A 22,575-nucleotide genomic window follows, 5' to 3' on the forward strand; every position below is an offset into this window, starting at 1 on the left:
CCGGCACCGATGACCGAGGCTTCCGCCGCTACTGCCGATACCCCCCGAGGAACCTCCCGATCCGCCCGATCGCCGCCTCCAGATCGTCGGCCTGGGGCAGGGTGAGGATGCGGAAGTGGTCGGGGGAGGGCCAGTTGAAACCCGTGCCCTGGACGACCTGGATCTTCTCGCGCAGCAGCAGGTCCAGGACGAACTTCTCGTCGTCGTGGATGCGGTGCACCTTGGGGTCGAGGCGCGGGAAGGCGTACAGGGCGCCCTTGGGCTTGACGCAGGAGACGCCGGGGATCTCGTTGAGCTTCTCCCAGGCCACCGTGCGCTGTTCGTGCAACCGCCCACCTGGCGCGGTGAGTTCGCGGATGGACTGTCGCCCGCCGAGCGCGGCCTGGATGGCGTACTGCGCTGGCGCGTTGGCGCACAGCCGCATGGAGGCGAGCATGGTCAGCCCCTCCAGATAGTCCTTCGCGTGCTGCCGGGGGCCGGTGACGACCAGCCAGCCGGAGCGGAAGCCCGCCACGCGGTACGTCTTGGAGAGCCCGCAGAAGGTGAGGACGACCAGGTCGGGGGCGAGGGCGGCGGCCGAGTGGTGCACGGCGTCGTCGTACAGGATCTGGTCGTAGATCTCGTCGGCGAACACCATCAGGCCGTGCCGGCGGGCGAGGTCCAGGATGCCCTCGACGACCTCCTTCGGATACACCGCGCCCGTCGGGTTGTTGGGGTTGATGATGACCAGGGCCTTGGTGCGGTCCGTGATCTTCGAGGCCATGTCGGCGAGGTCCGGGTTCCAGTCCGACCGCTCGTCGCACAGATAATGCACGGCCTTGCCGCCTGCCAGCGTGGTGACCGCGGTCCAGAGCGGGAAGTCCGGCGCGGGGATCAGGATCTCGTCGCCGTCCTCGATGAGCGCCTGTACGGCCATCGAGACCAGCTCCGAGACGCCGTTGCCCAAGTAGACGTCGTCCACGTCGACTTCGAGGCCCAGGGTCTGGTAGCGCTGGGCGACGGCGCGGCGGGCGGAGAGCACGCCCCGGGAGTCCGTGTAGCCATGGGCCCGGGGCAGCATCCTGATCATGTCCTGGAGGATCTCCTCCGGTGCCTCGAACCCGAAGGCCGCGGGGTTGCCGGTGTTCAGGCGCAGCACGCTGTGGCCCGCCTCCTCCAGCGCGTCCGCGTGCTCGATCACCGGGCCGCGGATCTCGTAACAGACCTCGCTGAGCTTGTTCGACTGCCGGAACTCCATGCGTCCCTCCGGGAACTCGTGTTACTTGGTTTTACCAAGCTGGAGCTTGGAAAGTCCAACAACGCGTCTAGACTGCGTCGCATGCCACCTCGCCGAAGCTACGACCAGTACTGCTCCGCGGCCCGTGCGCTCGACCTCGTCGGGGACCGCTGGACCCTGCTGATCGTCCGGGAACTGCTCGCCGGCCCGCGTCGCTACACCGATCTGCACGCGGACCTGCCCGGCGTGAGCACCGATGTCCTCGCCTCCCGGCTGAAGGACATGGAACGCGACGGCCTGGCCACCCGGCGCCGGCTGCCGCCCCCCGGCGCGGCCACGGTCTACGAACTCACCCCGCGCGGAAGCGCGTTGCTGCCCGTCCTTCAGGCGTTCGGCGTCTGGGGCGAGGCCGAACTCGGCGAGCGCCGCCCGACGGACGCGGTCCGCGCCCACTGGTTCGCCCTGCCGCTGCTGCGCGCGCTGGAGGGCCTCGGCGTGCGGGGGCTGGTCGAAGTCCACCTGGAGGAGGGCGACTTCCATGTCCGCGCGGGCGGGGAACCGGCGGGCGCGGCACCGGCTGACTCGGCACCGGCGGACTCAGCACCGGTGTACGCGGCCCCGGTGTACGGCGACGGCCCCGCCCCCACCCCCGCGGACGCGCGTCTCACCTTGACGACCCCGGTCTCGGAGGCCGTGGCCCGCGGCACCCTCCCGCTGCTGGAGGCCCTGCGCGCCGGGCAGGTCGCGGTGGCGGGCGAGGGGCCGGTGGCGAAGGCGCTGCGGGAGGGCTGACGCAACCCTTCCGGGGCAACGGTCGGGGCGGCGGGTTCATGAGGAGGCCGACAGGCTCCATTCCCCCGAATGGCCGGGCGGAAGCCCGAGATCGTGCCGGACGGCCGCGTAGTACGCCTCCCGCGCGGCCCGCTGCCGCGCCATCATGGCCCGCCAGGTCCCGGGGTCATGGGCGTCGGCGCGCAGGAACCGCTCCATGTCCATCACCGCGACGACCCACTCGCGGGCCCTGTCCACCACGCCGGTGCTGCCGAGCATCAGCAGCGCCTCCCCGGCGGGATCCCGGGCGTCGGTCGCCTCGGCCAGCTGGGGAGCGGCCTCCTCGGGGGACAGCGGGTGCGGATGGGGGTCGACACCCAGATGGGCCGCGATCCGGTAGGTCAGCGTGACGGACTGCTTGAGCGCCCTCGCGTACTCGGCGTAGATCGCGAGCCGCCGCTCCTCCCAGCGGGTCGCCCGCTCGCGGTGGAAGCGGATCCGATCGCCGCGGGCGATCGCCAGATACGAGCCGACGGCGCCGATGACGACCCCGAACAGCGCCGGAAGCTGCTGTATGAACGCGGACATGGCGCCAAGCTATCGGCTGCCGCGCGCGAGCGGGGCGGAAGCAGAGGGCCCGGCCGGGGCCAGGAACAGAGCCCCGGCCGGGTCAGGCAGAAGGGCCCGCCACCTGGGCGGGCCCTTCTGCACGGCGAGGTCAGACGGTCGGCGGCCGGCCGTGTCCCCGCGTCAGCGCGTATCCGCCGATGCCGGCCAGCGCGGCGAGCACCGCGCCGATGCCCGTCCACACCCAGCGGTCGGACCACCAGCCGGAGGACCAGCCGTCACGCGAGCCGAAGCTGGAGAGCACGGCGGTCTTGGAATCGTCGCCCTGCGCCTCGGACTTGACCGCGATACCGGGGACCAGCGGCTTGCCCAGGGAGCCGTCGACGGCCGAAGGGCCGCCGACGTCCTTGGAGTCCACCTGGATCTCGGCGTTCACCGGCTGGCCGAGATCGGCGGCGCCCATGTCCACGACCGTCAGCCGCACGTAGTACGTGCCGGGCAGCGGGTCGTTGGCCCACGGCTCCGCCCAGCCGCGCACCGTCCGCATCACACAGGCCAACTCGACCGAGTTCGCGCCCTGTTCGGCGGAGCGGGAGGAGGCGCCGTACTGGCAGGACTGGCGGCGGCGCAGTCCGTCGAACACATCGAGCTGCCAGGTCTCGGCGCCGTGCGTCTGCGGCAGCTTCACGGTCGCCTTGACCGTCGGCCGCTGCCCGGTGTCCGCGGGGAACGACCAGTACAGGTAGTCACCGGTGGACCCGGAGGCCGTCGCCTGCTGACCCTGCTGGAGCTCCGTCGCCGTACGGAAGGACGTGCCCGCCTGCGTGGGCGCCGAGGTGTCGGAGCCGTCGGAGGCACTGGGGGAGGGCGAGGAGTCGGCGGCGGCCGGTCCCGCGGCGAGCCCGAGGGCGAGCAGCGTCGTACCCAGGGCGCTCAATACTCGTACGGCACGCATCAGTTCGTCCTCCAGATCGCGACGCGCCAGCGCGACAGCCAGCCCCACAGCACACCCGCGAGGAAGCCGATGAGCACCAGCGTGCCCAGCAGCCACCAGCCGCGGCCGAGACCGAACGAGGCCACGTCGTGCGCCTGGTCGGGGCCGTTGACCACGTCCACGGTCAGCTCCAGCGGCAGACCCGGCGTGCTCTTCACACCCGCGGGTGCCGAGAAGGAGTGCGCGACCTCCAGACACACCGTCTCCGCCGGCGCGTTGTCGTCGTCGCTGGACGGCTTCGGATAGCGCAGCCCGGTGGAGATCATGTCGGTGCGTCCGGTACCGGCCGCCTCACCGCGGACGATCTCCCGCCCCTTGGCGGTCACCGCCCGCAGCAGCACCCCGTAGGAGGGGTTCACGGCCCGGTCGTCCGCGACGCTCACCGAGGCGCGCAGCTCCTGGCCGGGCTTGACGTCGACCTTGTACCAGCGCTGCTGCCCGAAGGCCGCGCGGTCGGTGTACAGACCGGACTTCAGCGTCGGCGCGCCGGTGCACTGCCCGGCGCCCGAGGTGGCCACCGGCGTCACCACCGGATCGGCCGCCCGGTGCACCAACTGGCCCACCCGGTCGGTCAGTTCCTCCTTGTGCTGCACGGAGGTGTACGTGCCGCCGGTCGCGTCCGCGATACAGCTGAGCTGGTCACGGGTCTTGGAGTCCGGCACCAGGCCCAGCGTGTCGATGGTCAGGCCGATGCCCTTGGCGGCTATCTCCCGGGCCACCTCGCACGGGTCCAGCGGCTGGCAGGTGTCCTCGCCGTCGCTGATCAGCACGATCCGGCGGGTTCCGGAACCACCGTCCAGATCGCCCGCCGCCTTCAGCAGCGCCGGCCCGATCGGCGTCCAGCCGGTCGGCTGGAGCGTCGCCACCGCGGTCTTCGCGTCGGTCCGGTCCAGCGGGCCGACCGGATACAGCTGCGCGGTGTCCTTGCAGCCCTCCTTGCGGTCGTTTCCGGGGTAGTTGGCGCCGAGCGTGCGGATGCCCAGTTCCACGTCCTGCGGGGTCGCGTCGAGCACATCGTCGAACGCCTGCTTCGCCGCCGCCATCCGGGTGCCGCCGTCGATGTCCCGGGTCCGCATGGATCCGCTGACGTCCAGCACCAGTTCGACCTTCGGAGCGGCCTGCTCCGTCTCGTCGGCGGCCGCCGCTGTCGGGAACGTGAGCCCGGCGGTCAGTGCGGCGAGCAGGGCGCACACTCCTACCGCCAGCCGTTGTCTTCTGATCATCGACGGATCCTATTGATCAACCGTGCCGGGCTCCAAAACGAGCGGGTGGGGCAGGTCCGTCCACTGGTCGCCCGGTGTCCCCGGCGACAGCCGCATCAGCGTCAACGCCTTCGCGGGCACCGGACCTTCACGCAGCACCGCGAGATCGGAGGTGTCCGGAAGGCTCGGTACGACCCCCGCCAGCGCCGCCCCGAGCGCCGGTCCCGACCCCGCGACCGAGGCCAGCGCGCCCGCCACCAGGGAGCCGAACAGCTTGCGGCGCAGGGCGGTTTCGTCGTCCGTGACCAGCCGTCCGGTGAGCGCGGGCGGCGCGATGCCGTGCCGGGCGAGGCGGGCCGGGCTGATCCGGATGTCGGCGAGATCGCGGTAGACCAGCCGCCGCGGGCTCCCGTCGGCGGCCAGCACCACCAGGAGGTTCTGGCCGTGCGCCTCCAGCGCCACCCCGAGATCGAGCAGCCGCAGCCCCACGGTGAGCGCGAGCCGGGTGAACGCGGCCAGCCACTCGGGGTCCCGGGGCAGCGGCGTGGTGGCGAGCGCGGCCACCGGCAGGACCCGCTCACCCGGCCCCGCGCACCGCTCGGGCGACTCCCGCAGCAGCGCGGCCAGTTCGGCGGTCCCCGCGGTGACCGCGCCCAGGGTGCGGGTGATGTCCAGCGATCCGCCGGTGCGTGCCGCGAGTTCGGCCGCGAAGTCGGACAGGACCGCCGCCGCCTTTACCGAGTACGGCGAGATGTCCCGCACCGAGGAGGTCAGCCGGGAGCTCAGCGCCGTCTTCACATGGAGTCCGCCGGGCACGGCCAGCGTCCGCAGGGACATCAGCGGACGGGCCGGGCACCAGTCGTCGTAGGACCGCTTCAGCACCTGCGCCGCCTGCCACGGGTGCACCGGCACCAACAGCCGGTCCCCGTCCCGCAGTTCCTCGGGCCACTCGCCGGTCAGCAGGCACTCGGCGGCGGGTACCGGCAGCGTCCCGAGCCGTACCACGGGCCGGTGCTCCGGGGCGTACGCCAGCTGGTCCGCGACCGAGAACCCGGGCCGGGAACGGCAGTTGGGATGGAAGGGATGCCCGTCCACCACCCGCTGCTCCCACTCCCAGTCGCGTTCCGGCCACTCCTTCGGGTGATCGGCGGCGGCCCGGGACAGCGCCAGGGAGGCCGTGCTGTGCCCCAGCTCCGCCGCGAACCCCTCGGCCCCCGGCCCCACTCCGATCCCGGCACCGGCCGCCAGCTCCGCCATCAGCCGGGCCGGATCGTCGTACCGTCGCCGGTCCAGGCGCACGGCGGTGACATAGGCGTGCGTGGCGTACGGGTCCGGGTGCGGGCCGTGCAGCGCCCGGCCGTCGGCCAGCCGCAGCGTCAGGCCGTACGCCCCGCGCGTCCGGCCGGTGATCCAGGGCAGCGGCTCATGCGCGAGCCCCCGCCACAGCCGGGTCAGCACGGCCGCGCGGGCACCGGGCAGCTCGGCGTCGTACCGGGAGAGCAGCCCGGGGCGTACGGCCCGCAGCTCTGCGGCGACCTCGGCCTCGGCGGTGGGGGAGTGGGACACGGTCGGCTCCTCGATCGCGGCCGGTACGGGGCACGATGGTCGGGTACGGAAGACAGCACCATGGTCGGATACGAAGCCATACTGATCGCTTCCGGGCCCCTTGCGAAGAACGCGCCCGCCCGGGTGCGACGCTCGAAGAAGACCGGATCGAACCAGACCGGATCGAAGAGGACCGGATCGAAAGACCGGCTCGAAGAAGAACGCCACCGAAGAACGAATGGATCGCGTGGACCTCAAGCCTCCCGCAGCCGCCGTCGGCCGGCTCGCCGACGCCTATGCGGCCGCCCCCCTGCTCAACTGCCTGCTCCGGGAGGTGGCCGAGCCGCTGCCCGGCGCCCCCGGTCAGCGGCCGGTCCACCGGTTGCCCGGCACCGGACGGCTGCTGCGCGTGCGCGCAGGGCGCCGCCCCGCCGACCCCGAGGTGTTCGCGGCCGGCGCCTGGCACCGCGTCGGCCATCCCGAACTGGTCAAACTCGTCGCCGAGGAACTGCGCCGGCACACCGGGCTGCCCGGCGGCGATCTGCCCGCCGAGATGATCGACAGCCGGGAGGCCGTCGCCGCGCTGCTCGCCGCCCGCGCCCGTACGACCCCGCCGGACGACCTCTATCAGCGCTCCGAGCAGTCCCTGATCACCGGCCACCCCCACCACCCGGCGCCCAAGGCGCGCGGCGGCGGCCCGGTCGCGTCCTGGCTGCCGTACGCCCCCGAGGCGTACGCCCGGTTCCCGCTGGTGCTGCTCGGGGTGCGCGAGGACCAGGTGGCCGAGGAGGGCGACACCCGCGCCCTGGACGCCCTGGGCAGCGCGCCGCCCGGCTACCGGCTGCTGCCCGCCCACCCCTGGCAGCTCGACCTGGTCGCCGACACCCTCGCCCCCGCCTTCGCCGACGGCCGCCTGGTCCGGCTCGGCACGACCCCCTTCGACACCTGGCCGACCGCCGCGATCCGTACGGTGTACGAGCCACGGGCCGACCTGTTCCTGAAGTTCAGCCTGGACGTGCGGATCACCAACGACATCCGCCGGCTCTGGCGCCACGACCTGCTGCGGCTGCGCCGCACGGACACCGCCGCGGGGCGCGCCTTCGCCGCGATGAGGGCGCCCGCCGCGACCGGGGCCTCCGCCACGGCCGGAGCGTCCGCCACGGCCGGAGCGTCCGCCTCGACCGGGGCGTCCGCCGCGACGGGCATGTCCGCCGCGTGGCTCGCCGACCGCGGGCACCGGGCGCCGGTCTTCGCGTACGAGGAGCTGGCCGTGGTGGTCCGCGACGGGCTGCGCGACCATCTGCTGCCGGGCGCCGTGCCGCTGCTCGCCGCGGGTCTCGCCGAGGGCTTCGACGGCAGCCCCCTCGCCGCGACGGCCGACCCCGCGGCCTGGTGGGAGGCGTATCTGGCGCAGGTCGTGCCGCCCGCGCTGACCGCGTTCGACACCCACGGGGTCGTCCTGGAGGCGCATCTGCAGAACACCCTGGTCGCGGTGGACGCCTCCGGTACGCCCGTACAGGCGCTGTTCCGGGACGCCGAGGGCGTCAAGTTGCTACCGGACGTCCCACGCGCCGCGGGCTGGGAGCGGCTGGTCTACTGCCTGATCGTCAACCACCTCATGGAGATCGCCGGGGCCCTGGCCGAGCGGCATCGCGGATACGACCCCTGGCCCGCCGTGCGCCGCTCACTGGCCCGGCACGACCTGCCCGAGATCCCCGCCCTGCTCGGCTCGCCGACCCTGCCCGGCAAGACCAACCTGCTGCTGCGGTGGACGGGCGCGGACGGGGCGGACGCGCGCTATCTGCCGCTGCGCAATCCGCTCGCCGACTGCTGACCCGCCGCTGACCCGTCGCACGGCCGACGGCTACCGGGCCGTGCCGAAGTCCTGTGTCCAGTAGCTGCCGGGCTGCGCGAGACCGACACCGATCTCCTGGTAGCCGCAGTTGAGGATGTTGGCCCGGTGGCCGGGGCTGGCCATCCAGCCCGCCATGACCTCGGCGGCGGTCGAGTAGCCGTACGCGACGTTCTCGCCGTACGCGCTCCAGGTGTACCCCGCCTGTGTGATGCGGGTGCCCGGGTCGGAGCCGTCGGAGCCGGTGTGCGACATGTTCTGGTGGGCGGCCATGTCAGCGCTGTGCTCCTGCGCGGCCTTGGTGAGCTTCGCGTTCAGGGTGAGCGGCCGGCAACCGGCCTTCGCGCGCTCGGCGTTGACCAGCTGCACGATCTGCGCGGTGACGCCGGACGCGGCGGTGGTGGACGGCGTGGCTGTCGCCGGGGCGCTGGACGCGGTGGGAGCGGGGGCCGGGGCGTCGGTCTGCCCGGGCTGGTCGGCCGGGGGCGCCTCGTCCGGCTGCGCGGTGGCCGCCTGGGACGCGATCGGCGCGGCGATGGTGAGCGGGGTGCCGGGGGACTTGGGGAGATGGCGGGGGTGCTGGTGGTGTGCCCGCTGCTTCGGTATCGCCTGAACTGTGCCGGGCTGCCGCGGTGTCGCGGTCTGCCCCGGCGCGGCCGTGTCCGTGGGCGCGGGTATGTCCGCCAGTGCGAGAGCGGTGGCGCCGGTGGCGGCGGCGCTCGGGTCCGCCGTACCGGACGGCCAGTCCGTACAGGCCAGCGCGACGGACGGTACGCCCACCGTGCCGACCGCGACGGCGCCGATGACCATGCGCCGGAAATGCTGCGTCTTGCGATGCTTGCCCATTGTGTGAACCTCGCTCGGTGATCGCCGAGCGCCCAGTCTCAGCACGGGCCGGAGGCGACCGCAACGAGCCTTCCTACTACCCGGCCTCGTAGCCGCACGGGCCTCTTGTCAGACGCCCGCGAAGGTGCCGACTTCGCGATCGCGACGTTTGCCACCACCCCTGTGTGTCGTCAAAAGTCTGTTGACCGGGGCGATTAGTGAGCACCCTTTCGCCTTCTGGGGGCGACTGTCCCCAGGGTGACCTGCTTCGCTATCAAGGCGGACAAATCCCATATGTCACCGAAGGGCCGCCTACTATCCGGGGGGCTTAGTTGCTGTCTTCGCGTGAGGGTTGTCACATGGGAGTGGGCTGCCCGGCGGTCTCTCCGTACGCCCCGGGCAGTAGTTGATCCCGCTCGTGAACGAGTCCGCTCTATCCGGCGTCCGCGCCCGCCATCCGCGCCGCGTCGTTGGACCTGACCACCGCGACACCGGTGGCCATGACGGCGGCACGCACCGAGCCCAGGGCCTCGCGCAGCAGTTGTACGCGGTCGTGCTGGCCGGGGGACGGGGTGACCGCGCCCGCCCGGGTCAGCATCAGTCCGGCCTCCAGCACCGCGACCTGGGCCTCCACCAGGGGATCGCGGCGTTCGGCGGTGGTCAGGAGGGCGTCCAGGGCCTCCTCGACGAGGGTGGCGGGACTGCCGTTTCGGGGAACGATCGCTGTCATGTCGTGATCCTCGGGTAGGGGTCGTGGGACCGGAGGGCAAAGTGCGGCGGACGGGCTAGGCGCGGCGGACGGGCTAGGCGCGGCGGACGGGCTAGGCGCGGCGGACGGGCAAGGCGCGGCGGGCGCGGGCCGGATCGGTCAGCGCCGATCCGGCCCGTCGCGGGGCGGCTCTCAGGCGACAGCGAAATCCGCGACCACCCAGGTGGCGATCTCCTTCCACAGCTCGACGCCGCGGACGTGGTCGGGGTGGGTCAGATAGCGGTCGACCGCTCCCCGGTCGGCGAACGTGCCGATCAGGGCGAAGTCGTAGGCGACCGGCCGCTCGGTCATGTTGCGCCCGAACTCCCAGCCGAGGATCTCCTCGATGTGGTCCGGATGGCCCGCGGTGGCCTCCTCGGCGGCCCGTGCGCGCGCGTCGGACCAGTCGACCTCGGGGCGGAAGCGAAAGAGGACGGTGTGGCGGATCATCGGTTCCTCCTCAGAGCAGGACGGGGGTCGCGTGGACCGGCGTCAGCCAGCCCTGGTCGTCATGGGGGTCCCGGCCGCGGACGGACCGGTCGTAGGCGGCCATGACCGCGCGGGTCAGGGGGCCCGGGACGCCGGAGCCCACCGGGCGGCCGTCCAGGGCGGTGACGGGGACGATCTCGCAGCCGGTGCCGGTCAGGAAGATCTCGTCCGCCGTGTGCAGCTCGGACCGCAGGACCGTGCGCCGCTCGACCTCGATGCCCGGCTGACGGCGCAGCAGCGAGATCACCGAGTCCCTGGTGATGCCCTCCAGGATGTCGGAGTCCTGGGCCGGGGTGACGACCCGCCCGGCCCGTACCAGGAAGACATTGGCGGTGCTGGCCTCGGCGACATGGCCGGCCTGGTTGAGGAAGATGGCGTCGTCGTAGCCGGCCGCCGTCGCCTCGTCGGTGGCCAGCGCGTTGTTGGCGTACGCGCCGGTGATCTTCGCGCGGGCGGGCAGCGAGCTGTCCGGGATCCGCCGCCACGAGGAGATCCCGCAGCTGATCCCGTCCTTGGAGGTGTAACTGCCCATGGGCAGGCTGACGATGGTCAGCGCCGAGGACACCCCCTGGAGCCGGACACCGAACGGCACCCCGGGCTGCAGGGCCGTCTTGTAGGCGAGCGGTCTGAGGTAGGCGTCACCGGTATGGCCGTTGCGGCGCAGCAACTCGGCGGCGATCTCGACCAGTTCGGCGGCGCTGTGGTCGATCGCGATCCGCAGCAGTCGCGCCGATCCGATCATCCTGGTGAAGTGGTCGTGGGCCCGGTACAGATGGGCGTCGCCCGAGTCGGTGGCGTAGGCGCGGATGCCCTCGAAGACACCGGTGCCGTACTGAAGCGCCTGAAGGCTGGGGCTGAGCCGGACGTCGGCGGCGGGCACGAAGTCGCCGTCGTGGAAGACCCATCGGCCCGCGGCCGGGGCGGCGGTGCGGCCGGCGCTCATCGGGCGTCCCGTCGGCGGGCGATGGCCAGGGCCGCCTCGTGCTCGGGGTCCGAGGCCGTGCGCAGGTCCCGCACCCGGGCCGCCTTCCAGCTGACCATGGCGCCCGTCGTGGTGATCGCGCCCAGCTCGGTGTGCCGGACCGTCAGCGGGCAGCCCCAGGCGTCCGCGGCCGCCGCGACGAGCGACGCGTGGGCGTCCCGCGCCGCGGCCGTGTCGGGCAGGTCGAGATCGACGGCGAGCACGTCGACGTCCGCCTCCCGGTCGATGGTGATGTGGTAGTCGCGGCAGCCGGGCGCCCGGGACAGGACGAGGTCCTCCAGCTCGTAGGCCGTGACCGTACGACCGTTGAGATCGATGCGGTCGCGCACCCGGCCGAGCGGCGTCAGGACCTGTGCGGGGGAGCCGTCGCCGGCCGGCTCCAGCCGCACCAGGTCGCCGGTGCGGTAGCGCACCAGCGGCTTGGCACCCTGGTAGAGATGGGTGATGACCAGCTCGCCCGTCCGCACCTGGTGCGCGTCCGGCGCCACGAGCTGCCCGGTGCCCGGGTCGATGACCTCGTAGTAGACGTTCAGCGGCACCGTCCGCAGCCGCCCGTCGGGGTGCGCGGCGGCGACGATGGACGACTCCTGCGAGGCGTACATGCAGCTGTACGCGCGGGCGTTCCAGATGGTGCCGAGGTTCTCCAGCAGCTTCGGGGTGACCAGTTCGCCCACGAACATCAGCAGCCGCAGATCGAAGTCGGCCGCCGGGTCGAGCCCCGCCCTCCGGGCCTCCTTGGCCAGTGACATCGCCATGCCGGGGGTGCAGAAGACGGCCGTCACCCGCAGTTCGCGGAGCATGTGCAGGGCCCGCTCGAACCCCACGACCGGGGAGTGCGGCCACATCTTGACGACCGCGTGCCCGAGATTGCGGCAGACGTCACCGAACGTGTCGCCCGTGGAGTGCAGTTCGGTCGGGCCGAGCACGGCCACGACATGATGGTCGCCGTGCTGCTCGAAGATGTCCCGGTAGGCCACCGTGAGGGCGGCGTTGTTGACGATGGAGTCGGTGTTGTCGCGGGGGCACGGGGTGGCGGGGCCGGTGGTGCCGGTGGTCTCGTAGAACACCCAGGACTCGCTCACCGGCCGGGAGAGCATGTCGTAGCGCTGCTCCCGGAGGTCCTGCTTCGTGGTGAAGGGCACGGCGCGGGCGAACTCCGCGGCGTCCAGGCCCTCGATCTGCGCGTCCGTCAGGCCCGCCAGCCGTCCGGCGTAGAAGGGGGAGCGTTTGCGCACATAGCGCAGGCTCTCCCGGAGGTTCTCGAACTGGTGGGCCGACAGGCGCTCCCCGTCCCACAACCCGGCCTGGAGCTCCTGCTGTTGGGTGACCGAGCGGCGGGCGAGGGCGTCGAGCTCGTCGTCGAAGATGGTGAACACGTGAGGTGAAACCTTCCTGAATCCCTGCGTGGACAAGCCGGATCGACAGGTGTGGGTCGTCAGTCGCCGCTCTCCAGGAGGACCAGCTCGGTGCGCACATTGCCGGTCCGGAGCGCGGCGATCTCCTGGTACTCGGGGGACCCGAGCCAGGTGCGGACGGCGGCACCGTCCGGGAACTCCATGAGGGTGAGGTGGACCGGGAGCCAGTCGCCCTCCAGGACGTCCACCTTCCCCCCTCTGACCAGGAAGCGCCCGCCGTACCGGGCCACCGTGGCGCCCACCCGGCGGCGGTACTCGGCGAGTTCGTCGCTGGTCTCCAGCGTGGTGACGTTCCCTATGACGTACGCGGGCATGCTCTGTCCTCCGCTTCCTTCCCTGTCGCCTACGGGATCGAGGCGCCGGCCGTGATCGTGACCGCGGTGCCGCCCAGCAGCACGTGGTCGTCCAGGACGGTGACGTGGACCGTGCCACCGCGCCGGGACATCTGGTAGCCCCACAGCTCCGCGCGCCCCAGCCGGTCGGCCCAGTACGGGCCCAGGCAGCAGTGGGCGGAGCCGGTGACCGGGTCCTCGTCGACGCCGTACGCCGGGGCGAAGAACCGGGAGACGAAGTCGAACTCGGAGTGCGAGCCGCCCGGCGCGGTGACCATCACCCCGCGGGTCGGGATGCCGGCGAGGGCGGCGAAGTCGGGCTTGAGGTCGGCCACCACCTCCGCGTCGGCGACCTCCACCAGGTAGTCGAACCTGTTGCGGCCGGTCCACACCGGATCCACGCCCAGCGCCTCGCACAGCCCGGCCGGCGGCTCGGTCGCCACCGCGCGTTCCGCCGGGAACCGCATGACGATCTCGCGCTGCTCGCGGCTGACGGTGAGCAGGCCGCTGCGGGTGTGGAAGTCGATCTCCCGCTCCCGGAAGCCGCGCTGCCACAGCACATGGGCGCTGGCCAGGGTCGCGTGACCGCAGAGGTCGACCTCCTTGGCGGGGGTGAACCAGCGCAGTTCGTAGCCCTCGCCGCGGGCGGTCACGAACGCCGTCTCGGAGAGGTTCATCTCCCGGGCGAGGGCCTGCATCCAGCCCTCGTCCCTGGGCTCCTCCAGCAGGCACACGGCGGCCGGGTTGCCGGTGAACGGGCGCTTGGCGAACGCGTCGACGACGAAGACCTTGGTGGCCCGCAGCGTGGACGGCCGCGTCTCAGACAGCAACACCGATGCCGCCCTTCCGCGCACGGGCCGCGATCGAGAAACCGGAGGCGACGTCCTCGACGGCCAGCCCCAGGGACTTGAACAAGGTGATCTCCTTTGGCTCGGTGCGTCCTCGGGCGGTGCCGAGGAGCACTTCTCCGATCTCGCCCCTGATGTCCTTCTCGTCCATCAGGCCCTCGTCGATCGGGTCGCAGATGTCACTGGACTCGTTCAGGGCGGACTCCCGGCTGTCCACGAAGACCGCGCAGCCGGCGACGGCGGCGGGGGCCAGCTCCCGGGCACCGCGCACGGACGCGCCGACCGCGTTCACATGGGCGCCGGGGCTCAGCACCCCCGCCCCGATCAGCGGGACCCGCGAGGCGGTCGTGGTGCACACCAGGTCCGCGCCGCGTACGGCCTCCTCGGGGGTGGCGGCGACCTCGACGTCCACGCCTTGGGTTGCGGCCCAGTCCCGGAAGTCCCGGGCCCGTTCGGCGGTGCGGGACCAGACCCGGACCCGGTGGACGTCCCGCACCAGCCGGACGGCCTCCAGATGGGTGCGGGCCTGGGTGCCCGAGCCGAGGATCGCCAGATCGCCCGCGTCGGCACGGGCCAGTTCCCGGGTGGCGACGGCGGAGACCGCGGCGGTGCGGATCGCGGTGACCGCGCTGCCGTCCAGGACGGCCGAGAGTTCACCGGTCTCCGGGTCGAAAACGGTGACCATGCCGATATGCGTGCTCAGCCCGCGGGCCTCGTTCCCGGGATTGTGCATGATGGCCTTGAAACCGTATCCGAGGCCCTCCGCATGACACGGCATCATCGCGAACACACCATCCTCGGAAGGCGGCGCGAGAACCGACCGCAGCGGTTGCGTCACCTTTCCCGAGGAAAAAGCGCGCAGCGCCTCCGTCATCACCGAGATCGCCTCGGTCATCGGGTAGGAGGCGCGAACCGCCTCTCCGTCAAGTATGAGCATGGGTGATCCTCCCCGCTTCCGCGGTGTCGTCGGGGACGACGAATATCTCGCCGTTCAGCGTGAATACGGACCAGAGCATCCTGATGAACCGCTTCCGGGAAATGAATTCCAGGCCGTGGGCCTCGGCCGCCGGTACGGTCGTCAGCGCCAGGTCCGTGACACCGTCCCGGACCGACTGCGCGGCCGTGCTGGTCGACGTGACCTGAAGGATCTCCCGGTCGGTGAAGTGGCTCGGCAGCAGCTCGTCCACGAGCGGGCGGGGCGCCGGGTGGGTGGCGACCACCGGCCGGTCCGGGACCGGCTCGCCGGGCAGCTGGGCGATGCCGTAGTGGGGGGTGTCCATCACGAACACGCCGGCCAGGGACAGCCGGGTGTCCATGTAGAACTCGCTGATGCCGCTGTAGGCGTTGGCCACCACCAGGTAGTCCACGTCCTGCTTGAGCACCGCCTCGGCGGCGTCCTCGTACGTCCGGTGCAGTTCTATGTTCCGGACGCTGGGGACATCGCCCTCAAGGCTCTGCCAGACGATTCCTGCGGCGACTTCGCTACTGGTACCGGCCGGTCCCAGCGTGGCTACTCCCGGACTTCCGCCATGGGCGGCGAAGGACGGGGTCAGCCAATTTACCATCTGCCTCATCGTTGCGTTCCTCCATTGCTTTCAGGAAGCCGAGCGGGCGAGCAGTGGGAATACGAGGACGCTAACTCGAAGGGCCGGTGGGTTTCCATGAATCCGGCCAAGCACCCCGGTAACTGCCGATGAAAGCTGCCTCTTGACGAAGCAACCGGCAAAGCAGTGGCATGGAGCGCGTCGGTTATCTGCGAAGGAGCGTTTCGTGAACCATTTCCCGGACCCGCAACCGGTGACGGAACGGCTCGGCCGTGCCCTGCGGGACCTGTCGGCCGTCGAGCGATGGGCCGCGCACACCGGGACCCGCGGGCCGTCGGACGGCGGTGTACCGACGGACGGTGGCGGGCCGACGGACGGTGGTGCGCCGACGGACGGTGGTGCGCCGATCGGTCCGGTCGTGGACGAGGGCTGGCAGGGGCCGCGGTTCGGGGTCGCCACGGAGTCCTGCGACGGCATGCACGAGGTCGTCGGCATCACCCGGAGCGCACCGGTCGGCTCCGGTCCGTGCGGTGAGCCCGCCGAGGCGGACCGCGTCGTACTGCATTCCTCGGTCAGGGCCCTGCTCGACATGGCGGAGCACGAGAGCGGGCCCGCGCACACGGTGGTCGTCCTCACTGCCAAAGGCCCGCGGGTGCTGTCCTGCCGGCTCGGCGGTACGACCGTGACGGTCACCGGAGCGGGCACGGACTGACCCGATACCGGCTCATCCGCACCACCCGCCCGGTCCTGCCCCACCCGCTCGTTCCCGCCTCAGCAGTCCGTTCCCGCCCCACCCCCCTGAATCGGCCTCCGTCCCTGGTCAGAGGCCGTTTCCGGGCGTTACCCATGGGCGGTATCGGAGCGGGATCCTCGCGGGAATGGGCGTCGCCATATTCGAGGTGTCGGAAAGACCGAAGACACTTCAGGGGGCGGAAATCATGGCTCGCAAGCTCACCAACTCGATCCGGATCGTCGTGGCTGTGGTGGCGCTGGCGCTGGGCGCCGCGGCGGTCGAGGCAGGCCACACGGACACGCAGCGGCACGGCCACCACGTGACGGCCGAGGACAAGGGCCCGACCGTCACCAACCCGGTCGTGGGCGCGTAGTCACCGCACCGCCGGCGATACGGCGGTCAGCTCTTCGGGGCGGTCAGGTGCGCCGGGCGTTCGGGGGGATGCCCATCGCCGAGAACAGTTCCTCGGCCTGCGCCGCGTGCTCGGCCGCCCACGGTTCGTCGCCCAGTGCCGCCGCCGCGCCCGCCAGGCCGGCCAGGGCATAGGCCTCCTCGACCCGGTGGCCGACGGAGGACGCCAGTTCATGTGCGCTGCTGTGCAGGGCGAGGGCGGAGGCGTACTCCTGCTTGCGCCGCAGCACCCGGCCGATCACATTCTCCAGCTTCGCCTGGCGCAGCGGCGAGGAACCCGCCCGCGCGAGGGCCAGGGCGCGGTCCGCGAAACCGGACGACTCGTTGGGCCGGTCCAGCCGCTGGGCGATGTCGGCCGACAGCGCGAGCGTCATCGCGACATGGCCCTGGTCCATGGACTCGTCGCACAACTGGCGGGCGAGGGCCAGCGTTTCATCGGCCTCCGCATAGTCGCCGAGGCCGGTCTGCGCCAGGGCCAGATCGGTGAGGGCCACCAACTTGCCGCCCTGGCGCCCCAGTTGCTCGGCGAGTCGCATCGCGCGCCGGGCCGCCTCGGCGGCCTCCCGGTACTTGCCCCACTGCTCGTACAGGGCGCTCAGGGCGGTGAGGCTCTCGGCCTCGGCGCGGGGCGACTCGAGTTCGCGCTCGCAGGCGATCGCCCACTGGAGGTGGACGAGCGCCTCGGGGAAGCGGCCCAGCAGGCTCTTGTACAGGCCGAGCGTGCTCTCGGTGTGCGCCTGGGTGTGCCGGTCGCCCAGCCGGGCGGCGACGTCCCGGCCCTCCTCGGCGACCTTGACGCCCTCCTCGTAGCGGCCGAGCTTCCAGCAGGCGACGCCCAGGTTGGACAGGCTGACGCCGAGCAGGTCCAGGTCGCCCAGGCGCCGGGCGGCCGTGACCGCGAGGCGGCACAGCTGCGCGAACTCCTGGAGATGGCCGCGGGCGTTGAGGTGGAAGACGAGATTGCGGGCCAGGCACACCGCGTGCCGGTCATGCCCGGACCGCTCGGCCAGGGTGACCAGGGACAGCAGCCCCGGGTGCTCGCGGGAGAACCAGACCTGCGCCAGCTTCTCGTGGGTGAGGTCGGGCAGCTCCGCCGTGGACGGCGGCACTCCGGTGGGGCGGTGCCTGCGGCCGGGGAACAGCACCTCGCAGGCCGCCTCGGTGGCCGTCAGATAGTAGTCGAGCAGCCGCTCGACCGCGGCCCCGTCGTCCTGTGCGGTCGGCTCGCCGCGCAGACTCCGGACGAAGCTGCGCACCAGGTCGTGCATGGTGTACAGGCCGATCTCCGGTTGCAGCACCAGATGGACGTCGAGGAGCCGTTCCAGGGTGTCCTCGGCGATCCGGACGTCCATGCCGAGCAGGGCGGCCGCCGAGTAGACATCGATGTCCCCGCCGGGGTGCAGGGCGAGGGTACGGAAGGCGGTCCTGGAGTCCTTGTCCAGGGCCTGGTACGACAGCCGCAGGGTCGCGGCGATGCTCCGCTCGCCCAGGCTGAGTTCGTCCAGCCGCCGGGTCTCGTCCCGCAGCCGCTCGACCAGGTACGCGAGGGTCCAGCGCGGGCGGTTGCGCAGCCGCGCGGTCGCGATGCGCAGCGCGAGCGGCAGATACCCGCACAGCCGGGCCAGTTCGGCGGCGGCCTCGGGCTCCGCGGACACCCGCCGGCTGCCGAGGATGTCCTCGATCAGGGTGGCGCTCTCCTCGGGGGACATCAGGCCGATGGAGATCCAGTCGGCTCCGTCGAGGTCCACCAGCCGGGCCCGGCTGGTGACGAGGAGGAGGCAGTCCGGCGAGGCGGGCAGCAGATGCAGGATCGTTCCGGTGTCGGTGGCGTTGTCGACGAGCAGCAGCACCCGCTTGCCCCTCAGGGTGGCCCGCCACAGGGCCGCGCGCCCGGCGTCGTCCTCGGGCAGCTGCTGTCCGGGGCCCGGCAGGCCCATGGTGCGCAGCAGGGAGGCGAGGGCGGCGCCGGTGGTGACGGGCTGCTCGCCCGGGGTGTAGCCGCGCAGATCGATATGGATCTGGCCGTCCGGATAGGACCCGGCGAGCCGGTGCGCGGCCCGTACCGCCAGGGTGGTCTTCCCGCTGCCGCCCATGCCGTCGATGGCCACGATCCGGGGGGCCCGGCCGTCCTCGTGACGCGCGTAGCCCAATAATTCCTGGAGTTCGCGGTCCCGGCCGGTGAAGTCGGCGAGGTCGTGCGGGAGGGTGGAGGGCGCCTTGATCTCGGGGGCGGCCGGGCCCGGGGCGGGGGCTTCCCAGGACTTCGGCGCGGCGGCGAGTTCGGGGCTCTCCCGCAGAATTCCCTCGTGCAGCCTGGTCAGTTCGGGGCCGGGGTCGATGCCCAGTTCCTCGCCGAGGAGCCGGCGGACCTCGGCGTACTCCTCCAGTGCGGCGGCCTGGCGGCCCGACCGGTACAGCGCGAGCATCAACTGGCCGCGCAGGGTCTCGCGCAACGGGTTCTGGTGCACGAGCTGGCGCAGGTCCACGACGAGTTCGGCGGACTCGCCGAGACCGAGCCGCAGATCGAAGAGCTGCTCGGCGGCGGCCAGCCGGCGTTCCTCCAGCATGACCGAGGCGCGCTCGATGACCGGGGTGCCCTCGCCGGAGAGCAGCGGGCCGCGCCACAGGGCCAGGGTGGCCTGGAGCGCGTCGACGGCCCGGGCGGGGTTACCGGCGGCCAGGGCTTCCTTGGCGGTGCGCAGCCGGGCGTCGAACTCGGCCAGGTCCAGCTGGGTCTCGGTGACCACGACGCGGTAACCGGGGCCCTCGGTCACCAGGGTCTCGCTGCCACCGGGGATGCGCCGGCGCAGATCGGCGACGGCTTTGCGAACCTGGTGGGGTGCGGTCGCGGGCGGGTCCTCGTCCCAGACGGCCTCGACGAGCCGGGAGACGGGCAGCATCCTGCCGGACTCCAGCAGCAGCATGAGGAGCACGCGCTCCTGGATCGCCCCGCCCAGACGGAGTTTGGTGCCGCCCTCCCAGACCTCCAGCGCGCCCAGCAGGTTGAATCTCAGTGGCCCCCCACCACCTGCCACCTTGGATCCCCTCACCGGTAGGAGTTCATGGACCTCGCTGTCCGTATGATCATATGTCGTCCGTGAAACGGGCGGTAGTGTGGTGTGGACCAGTCGTGTTGTACGACGAGGGCGCGAACACCACCGCCGATCTGCCTGTCACGCTGCCCGCGCATTGCCTGAACGGCCCCTAGTTTGGGGACCGGAAAACGTCAGGCGCGTGTCATGCGTCGTCGCTTCAGCGAAGGTGGGAATTGTGGCAACCAACCCTTTTGAGGATCCGGAAGGCCGCTACGTCGTACTCGTCAACGACGAGGGCCAGCACTCCCTCTGGCCGGTCGGCATCCAGCAGCCCGCGGGCTGGACGCTGGTGCGGGACGAGGGCACGAAGCAGGAGTGCGCCGAGTACATCGAGGCCAACTGGACCGATCTGCGCCCCAAATCGGCCATCGCGGCCATGGGCGGCTGAGCCCGCTTTCATCCGCACGCAGCACGCAGCACGCAGCACGCAGCACGCATCACGCGGCACGCGGGGAGCGGTGGTGGAACCGGCCAGGGCCGGCTCGACCACCGCTCTCTTGCGCGTGCTTCGGTCAGATGCGGTCGCCCGCTCCGACGACGCACCACTCCAGCACCGCCATCGCGGCCGTCATCTTGTGGTGCGCCTGGCGCCAGGCGACGCTCCGCTCCCCGTCCAGGACCTCGTCGGTGACCTCCTGGCCGCGTACGGCGGGCAGGTCGTGCAGGAACACGGTGTCCGCACCGGCGAACCGGTCGAGGAACCCCTGGTCGATCCGGAACCCCTCGAAGTCGGCCAGCCAGTCGGGGTTCGCCTTGGGCACGCCCATCGTCTGCCAGCGGCTCGTGTACACGGCGTCCACCGCTCCCGTCACCTCGTCGGCCGACGTGACCTGCTCGACCAGCGCCTGTCCTTCGCTGAGCTTGCCGACCAGATCGAGGGTCTCCCGCGGCACTTCGTACCCCTTCGGGCAGAGCAGGGTCAGCCGCAGCCCGGGGGTGAGTGCCGCGGCCAGCGCGAGCGCGGCACCCGAGCTGTTCCCCTCGCCCACGCACAGCACATGGCGGCCCGCCAGGTCGCCGAACCGCTCGGTGAGCGTGGCCAGGTCGGCGACGGCCTGGGTCGGATGCTCGTCCAGGGTCAGGGCATTGACCACGGCGAGCTTCGGGCTGCTGCCCAGCCGCCGGATCTCCGCCATGTCCCCGTTGGTGCGCACGACCAGCGCGTCCAGGTACTCGCCCAGCACCCGGGCCGTGTCCTCCAGGGTTTCTCCCGTGCTGATCTGCAGTTCGTCGGGACCGAACGTGATGACGTCCGCGCCCAGCCGGCTCGCGCCGCTCCAGAACGAGGTACGGGTACGGGTCGAGGACTTGCGGAAGTAGATACCGACCCGGCGGCCGGCCAGCGGCCGTTCGCCGGTGTCACCGCGGCCGAAGACGACGGCGCGCTTGACGATGCGGTCGAGTTCCTCGGGGGTCAGGTCGGCGAGCGAGATGAGATTACGCATGGCGGAGTGTCATCACCTTTCGTGAACTGTGTGCTTTTTGACGGGACTTGGCGGAGCAGGTTGGAATGCTTGAGCGGCTGCGGCTGTGGCTGTGGGCGCCGGTCACGCGGCGCCGGTGGTCAGCAGACGGGGCGCCGCGTCCCCATCGGACGGCCGTCCGCCGGTGACGAGGTCGCGTACGAGATGGAGCACCGAGAACTCACCGGGCCGGTCCGTGCCGCCCGCGCCCGCGGGGAACTGGCGGATCAGGCCGTGCAGCAGCAGGGCGTGCACGTCCTGGGCCGCCCGCGCCGACGGGACACCGAGCACCTCGGCCGCGTCGTCGACGGTCCAGGAGGAGGCCAGCGATGCCGTCGCCGCCAGCAGCTCGGCCTGCCGGTCGGGAAGTCCGGCCCGCACCGAGGCCAGCAGCTCACCCAGCGGGGCGGCGGTATGGAGGGTCAGCGGGGGAGCGCCGTCGACCAGCTCCAGCGGTGACTCCCGGGCCATCTCCCGCAGTTGTTCCAGCGAGTACAGCAACAGCCATGAGGTGGCCGCCTCCAGGGCCTGCGGTATGCCGTCCAGCGCCTCGCAGATCTGCGCCACGACCGCGATCACGGAGTCGGTGAGCAGCAGATCGGGACGCAGATGGCTGACGTACGACAGCATCAGCTCGACGGCGGGGCGGCGCGCCGACAGCGAGTCACCGGGCAGCGGCGACATCGCGGCCGGCCCGGGTATCGGGGGCGGGCCCGGCGCGAGGGCCGTCGGCAGCGGGGCGAGGGGCAGCAGCCGGCCGCCGGAGACATGGTGCGGGCGCCGGGAGGTCAGCAGGATCCTGAGCCGCCGGCAGCTGTGCAGCAGGTACATCAGGGCCGGGCTGGTGGCGGGCGTCATCTCATGGCCGTCCAGGACCAGCAGGGTGGGGCGGTCCGCGATGAACGACGCCAGTTCGTCGTAGTGCCCGCCCTCGGACACCAGGGGCCGTACCCAGTTGGCCAGCGCCGTCCGCGGCCGGTGCGCGGCCTTGTCCGGGGTGCGCCCGCCCGCGTCCATGGGCAGCCACAGCACGGGTATGTCGCCCCGCCGGTGCACCTGGAGCGCGGCCTCCTGGGCGAGCCGGGACTTGCCGACACCGGGCAGACCGACGACCGTCACCAGCCGTTCCCGCTCGCTGCCCAACAGGTCCGACAGGGCACGAAGTTCGGACTCGCGGCCGAACAGGGTGTGCACCGGCATGGGCGGGCAGGCCAGTTCGGGGCTGTACACATCGTGCAGCGCCTTGCCCACCGAGGCGCTGTCGGCGGCCAGTTCGAGCGCGGCCCGGCCCGTGTCACCGAGCCGCATGGCGTCGGCGAGCAGCCGCACCGTGTCCTTGCGGGGCCGTACCACCCGTCCGCGCTCCAGATCACGGATCGCCCGGATGCTGACAGTCGAGAGCCCGGCAAGCTGTTCCTGGGTGAGCCCGGCCTTTTCCCGGGCGCCGCGCAGCACGGCGCCGAACTCAGCCGACCGAGCCTGACGGTTCGTCATCGCTGTCTCCCTGCTGTTCCGGTTGCTTGCTCAACAAGCTTCCGAGGGC

At 72.0% G+C, this 22,575-nt stretch carries 22 protein-coding genes; 5 read left to right on the forward strand and 17 right to left on the reverse strand.

Annotation, left to right across the window (positions count from 1 at the left end):
* Nucleotides 1-28: 28 nt before the first annotated feature.
* Nucleotides 29-1,237 (reverse strand): pyridoxal phosphate-dependent aminotransferase, encoded by a 1,209-nt coding sequence (locus AB0N90_RS26100; protein ID WP_365200562.1) that lies wholly within the window; start codon nucleotides 1,235-1,237, stop codon nucleotides 29-31.
* An 81-nt stretch (nucleotides 1,238-1,318) separates the two neighbouring features.
* Here AB0N90_RS26100 and AB0N90_RS26105 point away from each other — a divergent pair, with 81 nt between their 5' ends.
* A complete protein-coding gene (locus AB0N90_RS26105) occupies nucleotides 1,319-2,008 on the forward strand; it encodes a helix-turn-helix domain-containing protein (protein ID WP_365200565.1) in 690 nt (229 codons plus the stop codon).
* A 36-nt stretch (nucleotides 2,009-2,044) separates the two neighbouring features.
* Here AB0N90_RS26105 and AB0N90_RS26110 read toward each other — a convergent pair whose 3' ends face one another.
* The 4 genes from AB0N90_RS26110 to AB0N90_RS26125 form a co-directional block, all read right to left on the reverse strand.
* Complete coding sequence (locus AB0N90_RS26110) at nucleotides 2,045-2,575, reverse strand: hypothetical protein (RefSeq protein ID WP_365200567.1); 531 nt, start codon at nucleotides 2,573-2,575, stop codon at nucleotides 2,045-2,047.
* Nucleotides 2,576-2,705: 130 nt separating this feature from the next.
* Nucleotides 2,706-3,509: a hypothetical protein gene (locus tag AB0N90_RS26115; protein WP_365200863.1), complete on the reverse strand. Its 804-nt coding sequence runs from the start codon at nucleotides 3,507-3,509 to the stop codon at nucleotides 2,706-2,708.
* The gene (locus AB0N90_RS26120; RefSeq protein WP_365200569.1) at nucleotides 3,509-4,771 is read right to left on the reverse strand and encodes a VWA domain-containing protein; all 1,263 of its coding nucleotides are present in this window, start codon (nucleotides 4,769-4,771) and stop codon (nucleotides 3,509-3,511) included. Before AB0N90_RS26120 ends, AB0N90_RS26115 begins: the two co-directional genes overlap by 1 nt.
* A 9-nt stretch (nucleotides 4,772-4,780) precedes the next feature.
* Nucleotides 4,781-6,316 carry an IucA/IucC family siderophore biosynthesis protein gene (locus AB0N90_RS26125; protein ID WP_365200571.1) on the reverse strand — a complete coding sequence of 512 codons (1,536 nt, stop codon included), beginning with the start codon at nucleotides 6,314-6,316 and terminating at the stop codon, nucleotides 4,781-4,783.
* Between the two features lie 217 nt (nucleotides 6,317-6,533).
* On the opposite strand from AB0N90_RS26125, the gene AB0N90_RS26130 reads away from it, so the two are divergent.
* On the forward strand, nucleotides 6,534-8,129 hold the full coding sequence (locus AB0N90_RS26130) for an IucA/IucC family protein (RefSeq protein ID WP_365200573.1): 1,596 nt from the start codon (nucleotides 6,534-6,536) through the stop codon (nucleotides 8,127-8,129).
* 30 nt (nucleotides 8,130-8,159) lie between these two features.
* Here AB0N90_RS26130 and AB0N90_RS26135 read toward each other — a convergent pair whose 3' ends face one another.
* From AB0N90_RS26135 to AB0N90_RS26175, 9 genes are all read right to left on the reverse strand, one after another.
* On the reverse strand, nucleotides 8,160-8,993 hold the full coding sequence (locus AB0N90_RS26135; protein ID WP_365200576.1) for a CAP domain-containing protein: 834 nt from the start codon (nucleotides 8,991-8,993) through the stop codon (nucleotides 8,160-8,162).
* Nucleotides 8,994-9,405: 412 nt separating this feature from the next.
* Nucleotides 9,406-9,702 (reverse strand): hypothetical protein, encoded by a 297-nt coding sequence (locus AB0N90_RS26140; RefSeq protein WP_365200578.1) that lies wholly within the window; start codon nucleotides 9,700-9,702, stop codon nucleotides 9,406-9,408.
* 171 nt (nucleotides 9,703-9,873) lie between these two features.
* Nucleotides 9,874-10,170, reverse strand: a complete 297-nt coding sequence (locus tag AB0N90_RS26145; protein WP_086808806.1) for a Dabb family protein — start codon at nucleotides 10,168-10,170, stop codon at nucleotides 9,874-9,876.
* A gap of 10 nt (nucleotides 10,171-10,180) precedes the next feature.
* Nucleotides 10,181-11,152 carry a branched-chain amino acid transaminase gene (locus AB0N90_RS26150; protein ID WP_365200581.1) on the reverse strand — a complete coding sequence of 324 codons (972 nt, stop codon included), beginning with the start codon at nucleotides 11,150-11,152 and terminating at the stop codon, nucleotides 10,181-10,183.
* Complete coding sequence (locus tag AB0N90_RS26155; RefSeq protein ID WP_365200584.1) at nucleotides 11,149-12,567, reverse strand: AMP-binding protein; 1,419 nt, start codon at nucleotides 12,565-12,567, stop codon at nucleotides 11,149-11,151. Before AB0N90_RS26155 ends, AB0N90_RS26150 begins: the two co-directional genes overlap by 4 nt.
* 59 nt (nucleotides 12,568-12,626) lie before the next feature.
* Nucleotides 12,627-12,920, reverse strand: a complete 294-nt coding sequence (locus AB0N90_RS26160) for a DUF1330 domain-containing protein (protein WP_361678849.1) — start codon at nucleotides 12,918-12,920, stop codon at nucleotides 12,627-12,629.
* Nucleotides 12,921-12,949: 29 nt separating this feature from the next.
* Nucleotides 12,950-13,771: a PhzF family phenazine biosynthesis protein gene (locus AB0N90_RS26165; protein ID WP_365200586.1), complete on the reverse strand. Its 822-nt coding sequence runs from the start codon at nucleotides 13,769-13,771 to the stop codon at nucleotides 12,950-12,952.
* Nucleotides 13,758-14,723: an ornithine cyclodeaminase family protein gene (locus AB0N90_RS26170; RefSeq protein ID WP_365200588.1), complete on the reverse strand. Its 966-nt coding sequence runs from the start codon at nucleotides 14,721-14,723 to the stop codon at nucleotides 13,758-13,760. Before AB0N90_RS26170 ends, AB0N90_RS26165 begins: the two co-directional genes overlap by 14 nt.
* Entirely contained in the window at nucleotides 14,710-15,360 is a 651-nt protein-coding gene (locus AB0N90_RS26175; RefSeq protein ID WP_365200590.1) for a prephenate dehydratase domain-containing protein, read from the reverse strand. Before AB0N90_RS26175 ends, AB0N90_RS26170 begins: the two co-directional genes overlap by 14 nt.
* 196 nt (nucleotides 15,361-15,556) lie before the next feature.
* Here AB0N90_RS26175 and AB0N90_RS26180 point away from each other — a divergent pair, with 196 nt between their 5' ends.
* Both AB0N90_RS26180 and AB0N90_RS26185 read left to right on the forward strand, forming a co-directional pair.
* The gene (locus tag AB0N90_RS26180; protein WP_365200592.1) at nucleotides 15,557-16,042 is read left to right on the forward strand and encodes a hypothetical protein; all 486 of its coding nucleotides are present in this window, start codon (nucleotides 15,557-15,559) and stop codon (nucleotides 16,040-16,042) included.
* Between the two features lie 226 nt (nucleotides 16,043-16,268).
* Nucleotides 16,269-16,436 (forward strand): hypothetical protein, encoded by a 168-nt coding sequence (locus tag AB0N90_RS26185; RefSeq protein WP_327231662.1) that lies wholly within the window; start codon nucleotides 16,269-16,271, stop codon nucleotides 16,434-16,436.
* A 43-nt stretch (nucleotides 16,437-16,479) separates the two neighbouring features.
* Here the strand turns inward: AB0N90_RS26185 and AB0N90_RS26190 are convergent, their stop codons facing one another.
* Complete coding sequence (locus AB0N90_RS26190) at nucleotides 16,480-19,509, reverse strand: BTAD domain-containing putative transcriptional regulator (protein WP_365200594.1); 3,030 nt, start codon at nucleotides 19,507-19,509, stop codon at nucleotides 16,480-16,482.
* A gap of 235 nt (nucleotides 19,510-19,744) precedes the next feature.
* On the opposite strand from AB0N90_RS26190, the gene AB0N90_RS26195 reads away from it, so the two are divergent.
* Nucleotides 19,745-19,957: an MbtH family protein gene (locus tag AB0N90_RS26195; protein WP_361678828.1), complete on the forward strand. Its 213-nt coding sequence runs from the start codon at nucleotides 19,745-19,747 to the stop codon at nucleotides 19,955-19,957.
* A 124-nt stretch (nucleotides 19,958-20,081) separates the two neighbouring features.
* On the opposite strand, the gene AB0N90_RS26200 is transcribed toward AB0N90_RS26195, so the two are convergent.
* Together AB0N90_RS26200 and AB0N90_RS26205 are read right to left on the reverse strand one after the other, a co-directional pair.
* Nucleotides 20,082-21,014, reverse strand: coding sequence for an ornithine carbamoyltransferase (locus AB0N90_RS26200; protein ID WP_365200597.1), 933 nt, complete (start codon nucleotides 21,012-21,014; stop codon nucleotides 20,082-20,084).
* Between the two features lie 102 nt (nucleotides 21,015-21,116).
* Nucleotides 21,117-22,526 carry a helix-turn-helix domain-containing protein gene (locus AB0N90_RS26205; protein WP_365200599.1) on the reverse strand — a complete coding sequence of 470 codons (1,410 nt, stop codon included), beginning with the start codon at nucleotides 22,524-22,526 and terminating at the stop codon, nucleotides 21,117-21,119.
* Nucleotides 22,527-22,575 lie beyond the last annotated feature (49 nt).

The organism is Streptomyces sp. NPDC093018, assembly GCF_040684035.1.
GTDB classification, from domain to species: Bacteria; Actinomycetota; Actinomycetes; order Streptomycetales; family Streptomycetaceae; genus Streptomyces; species Streptomyces murinus.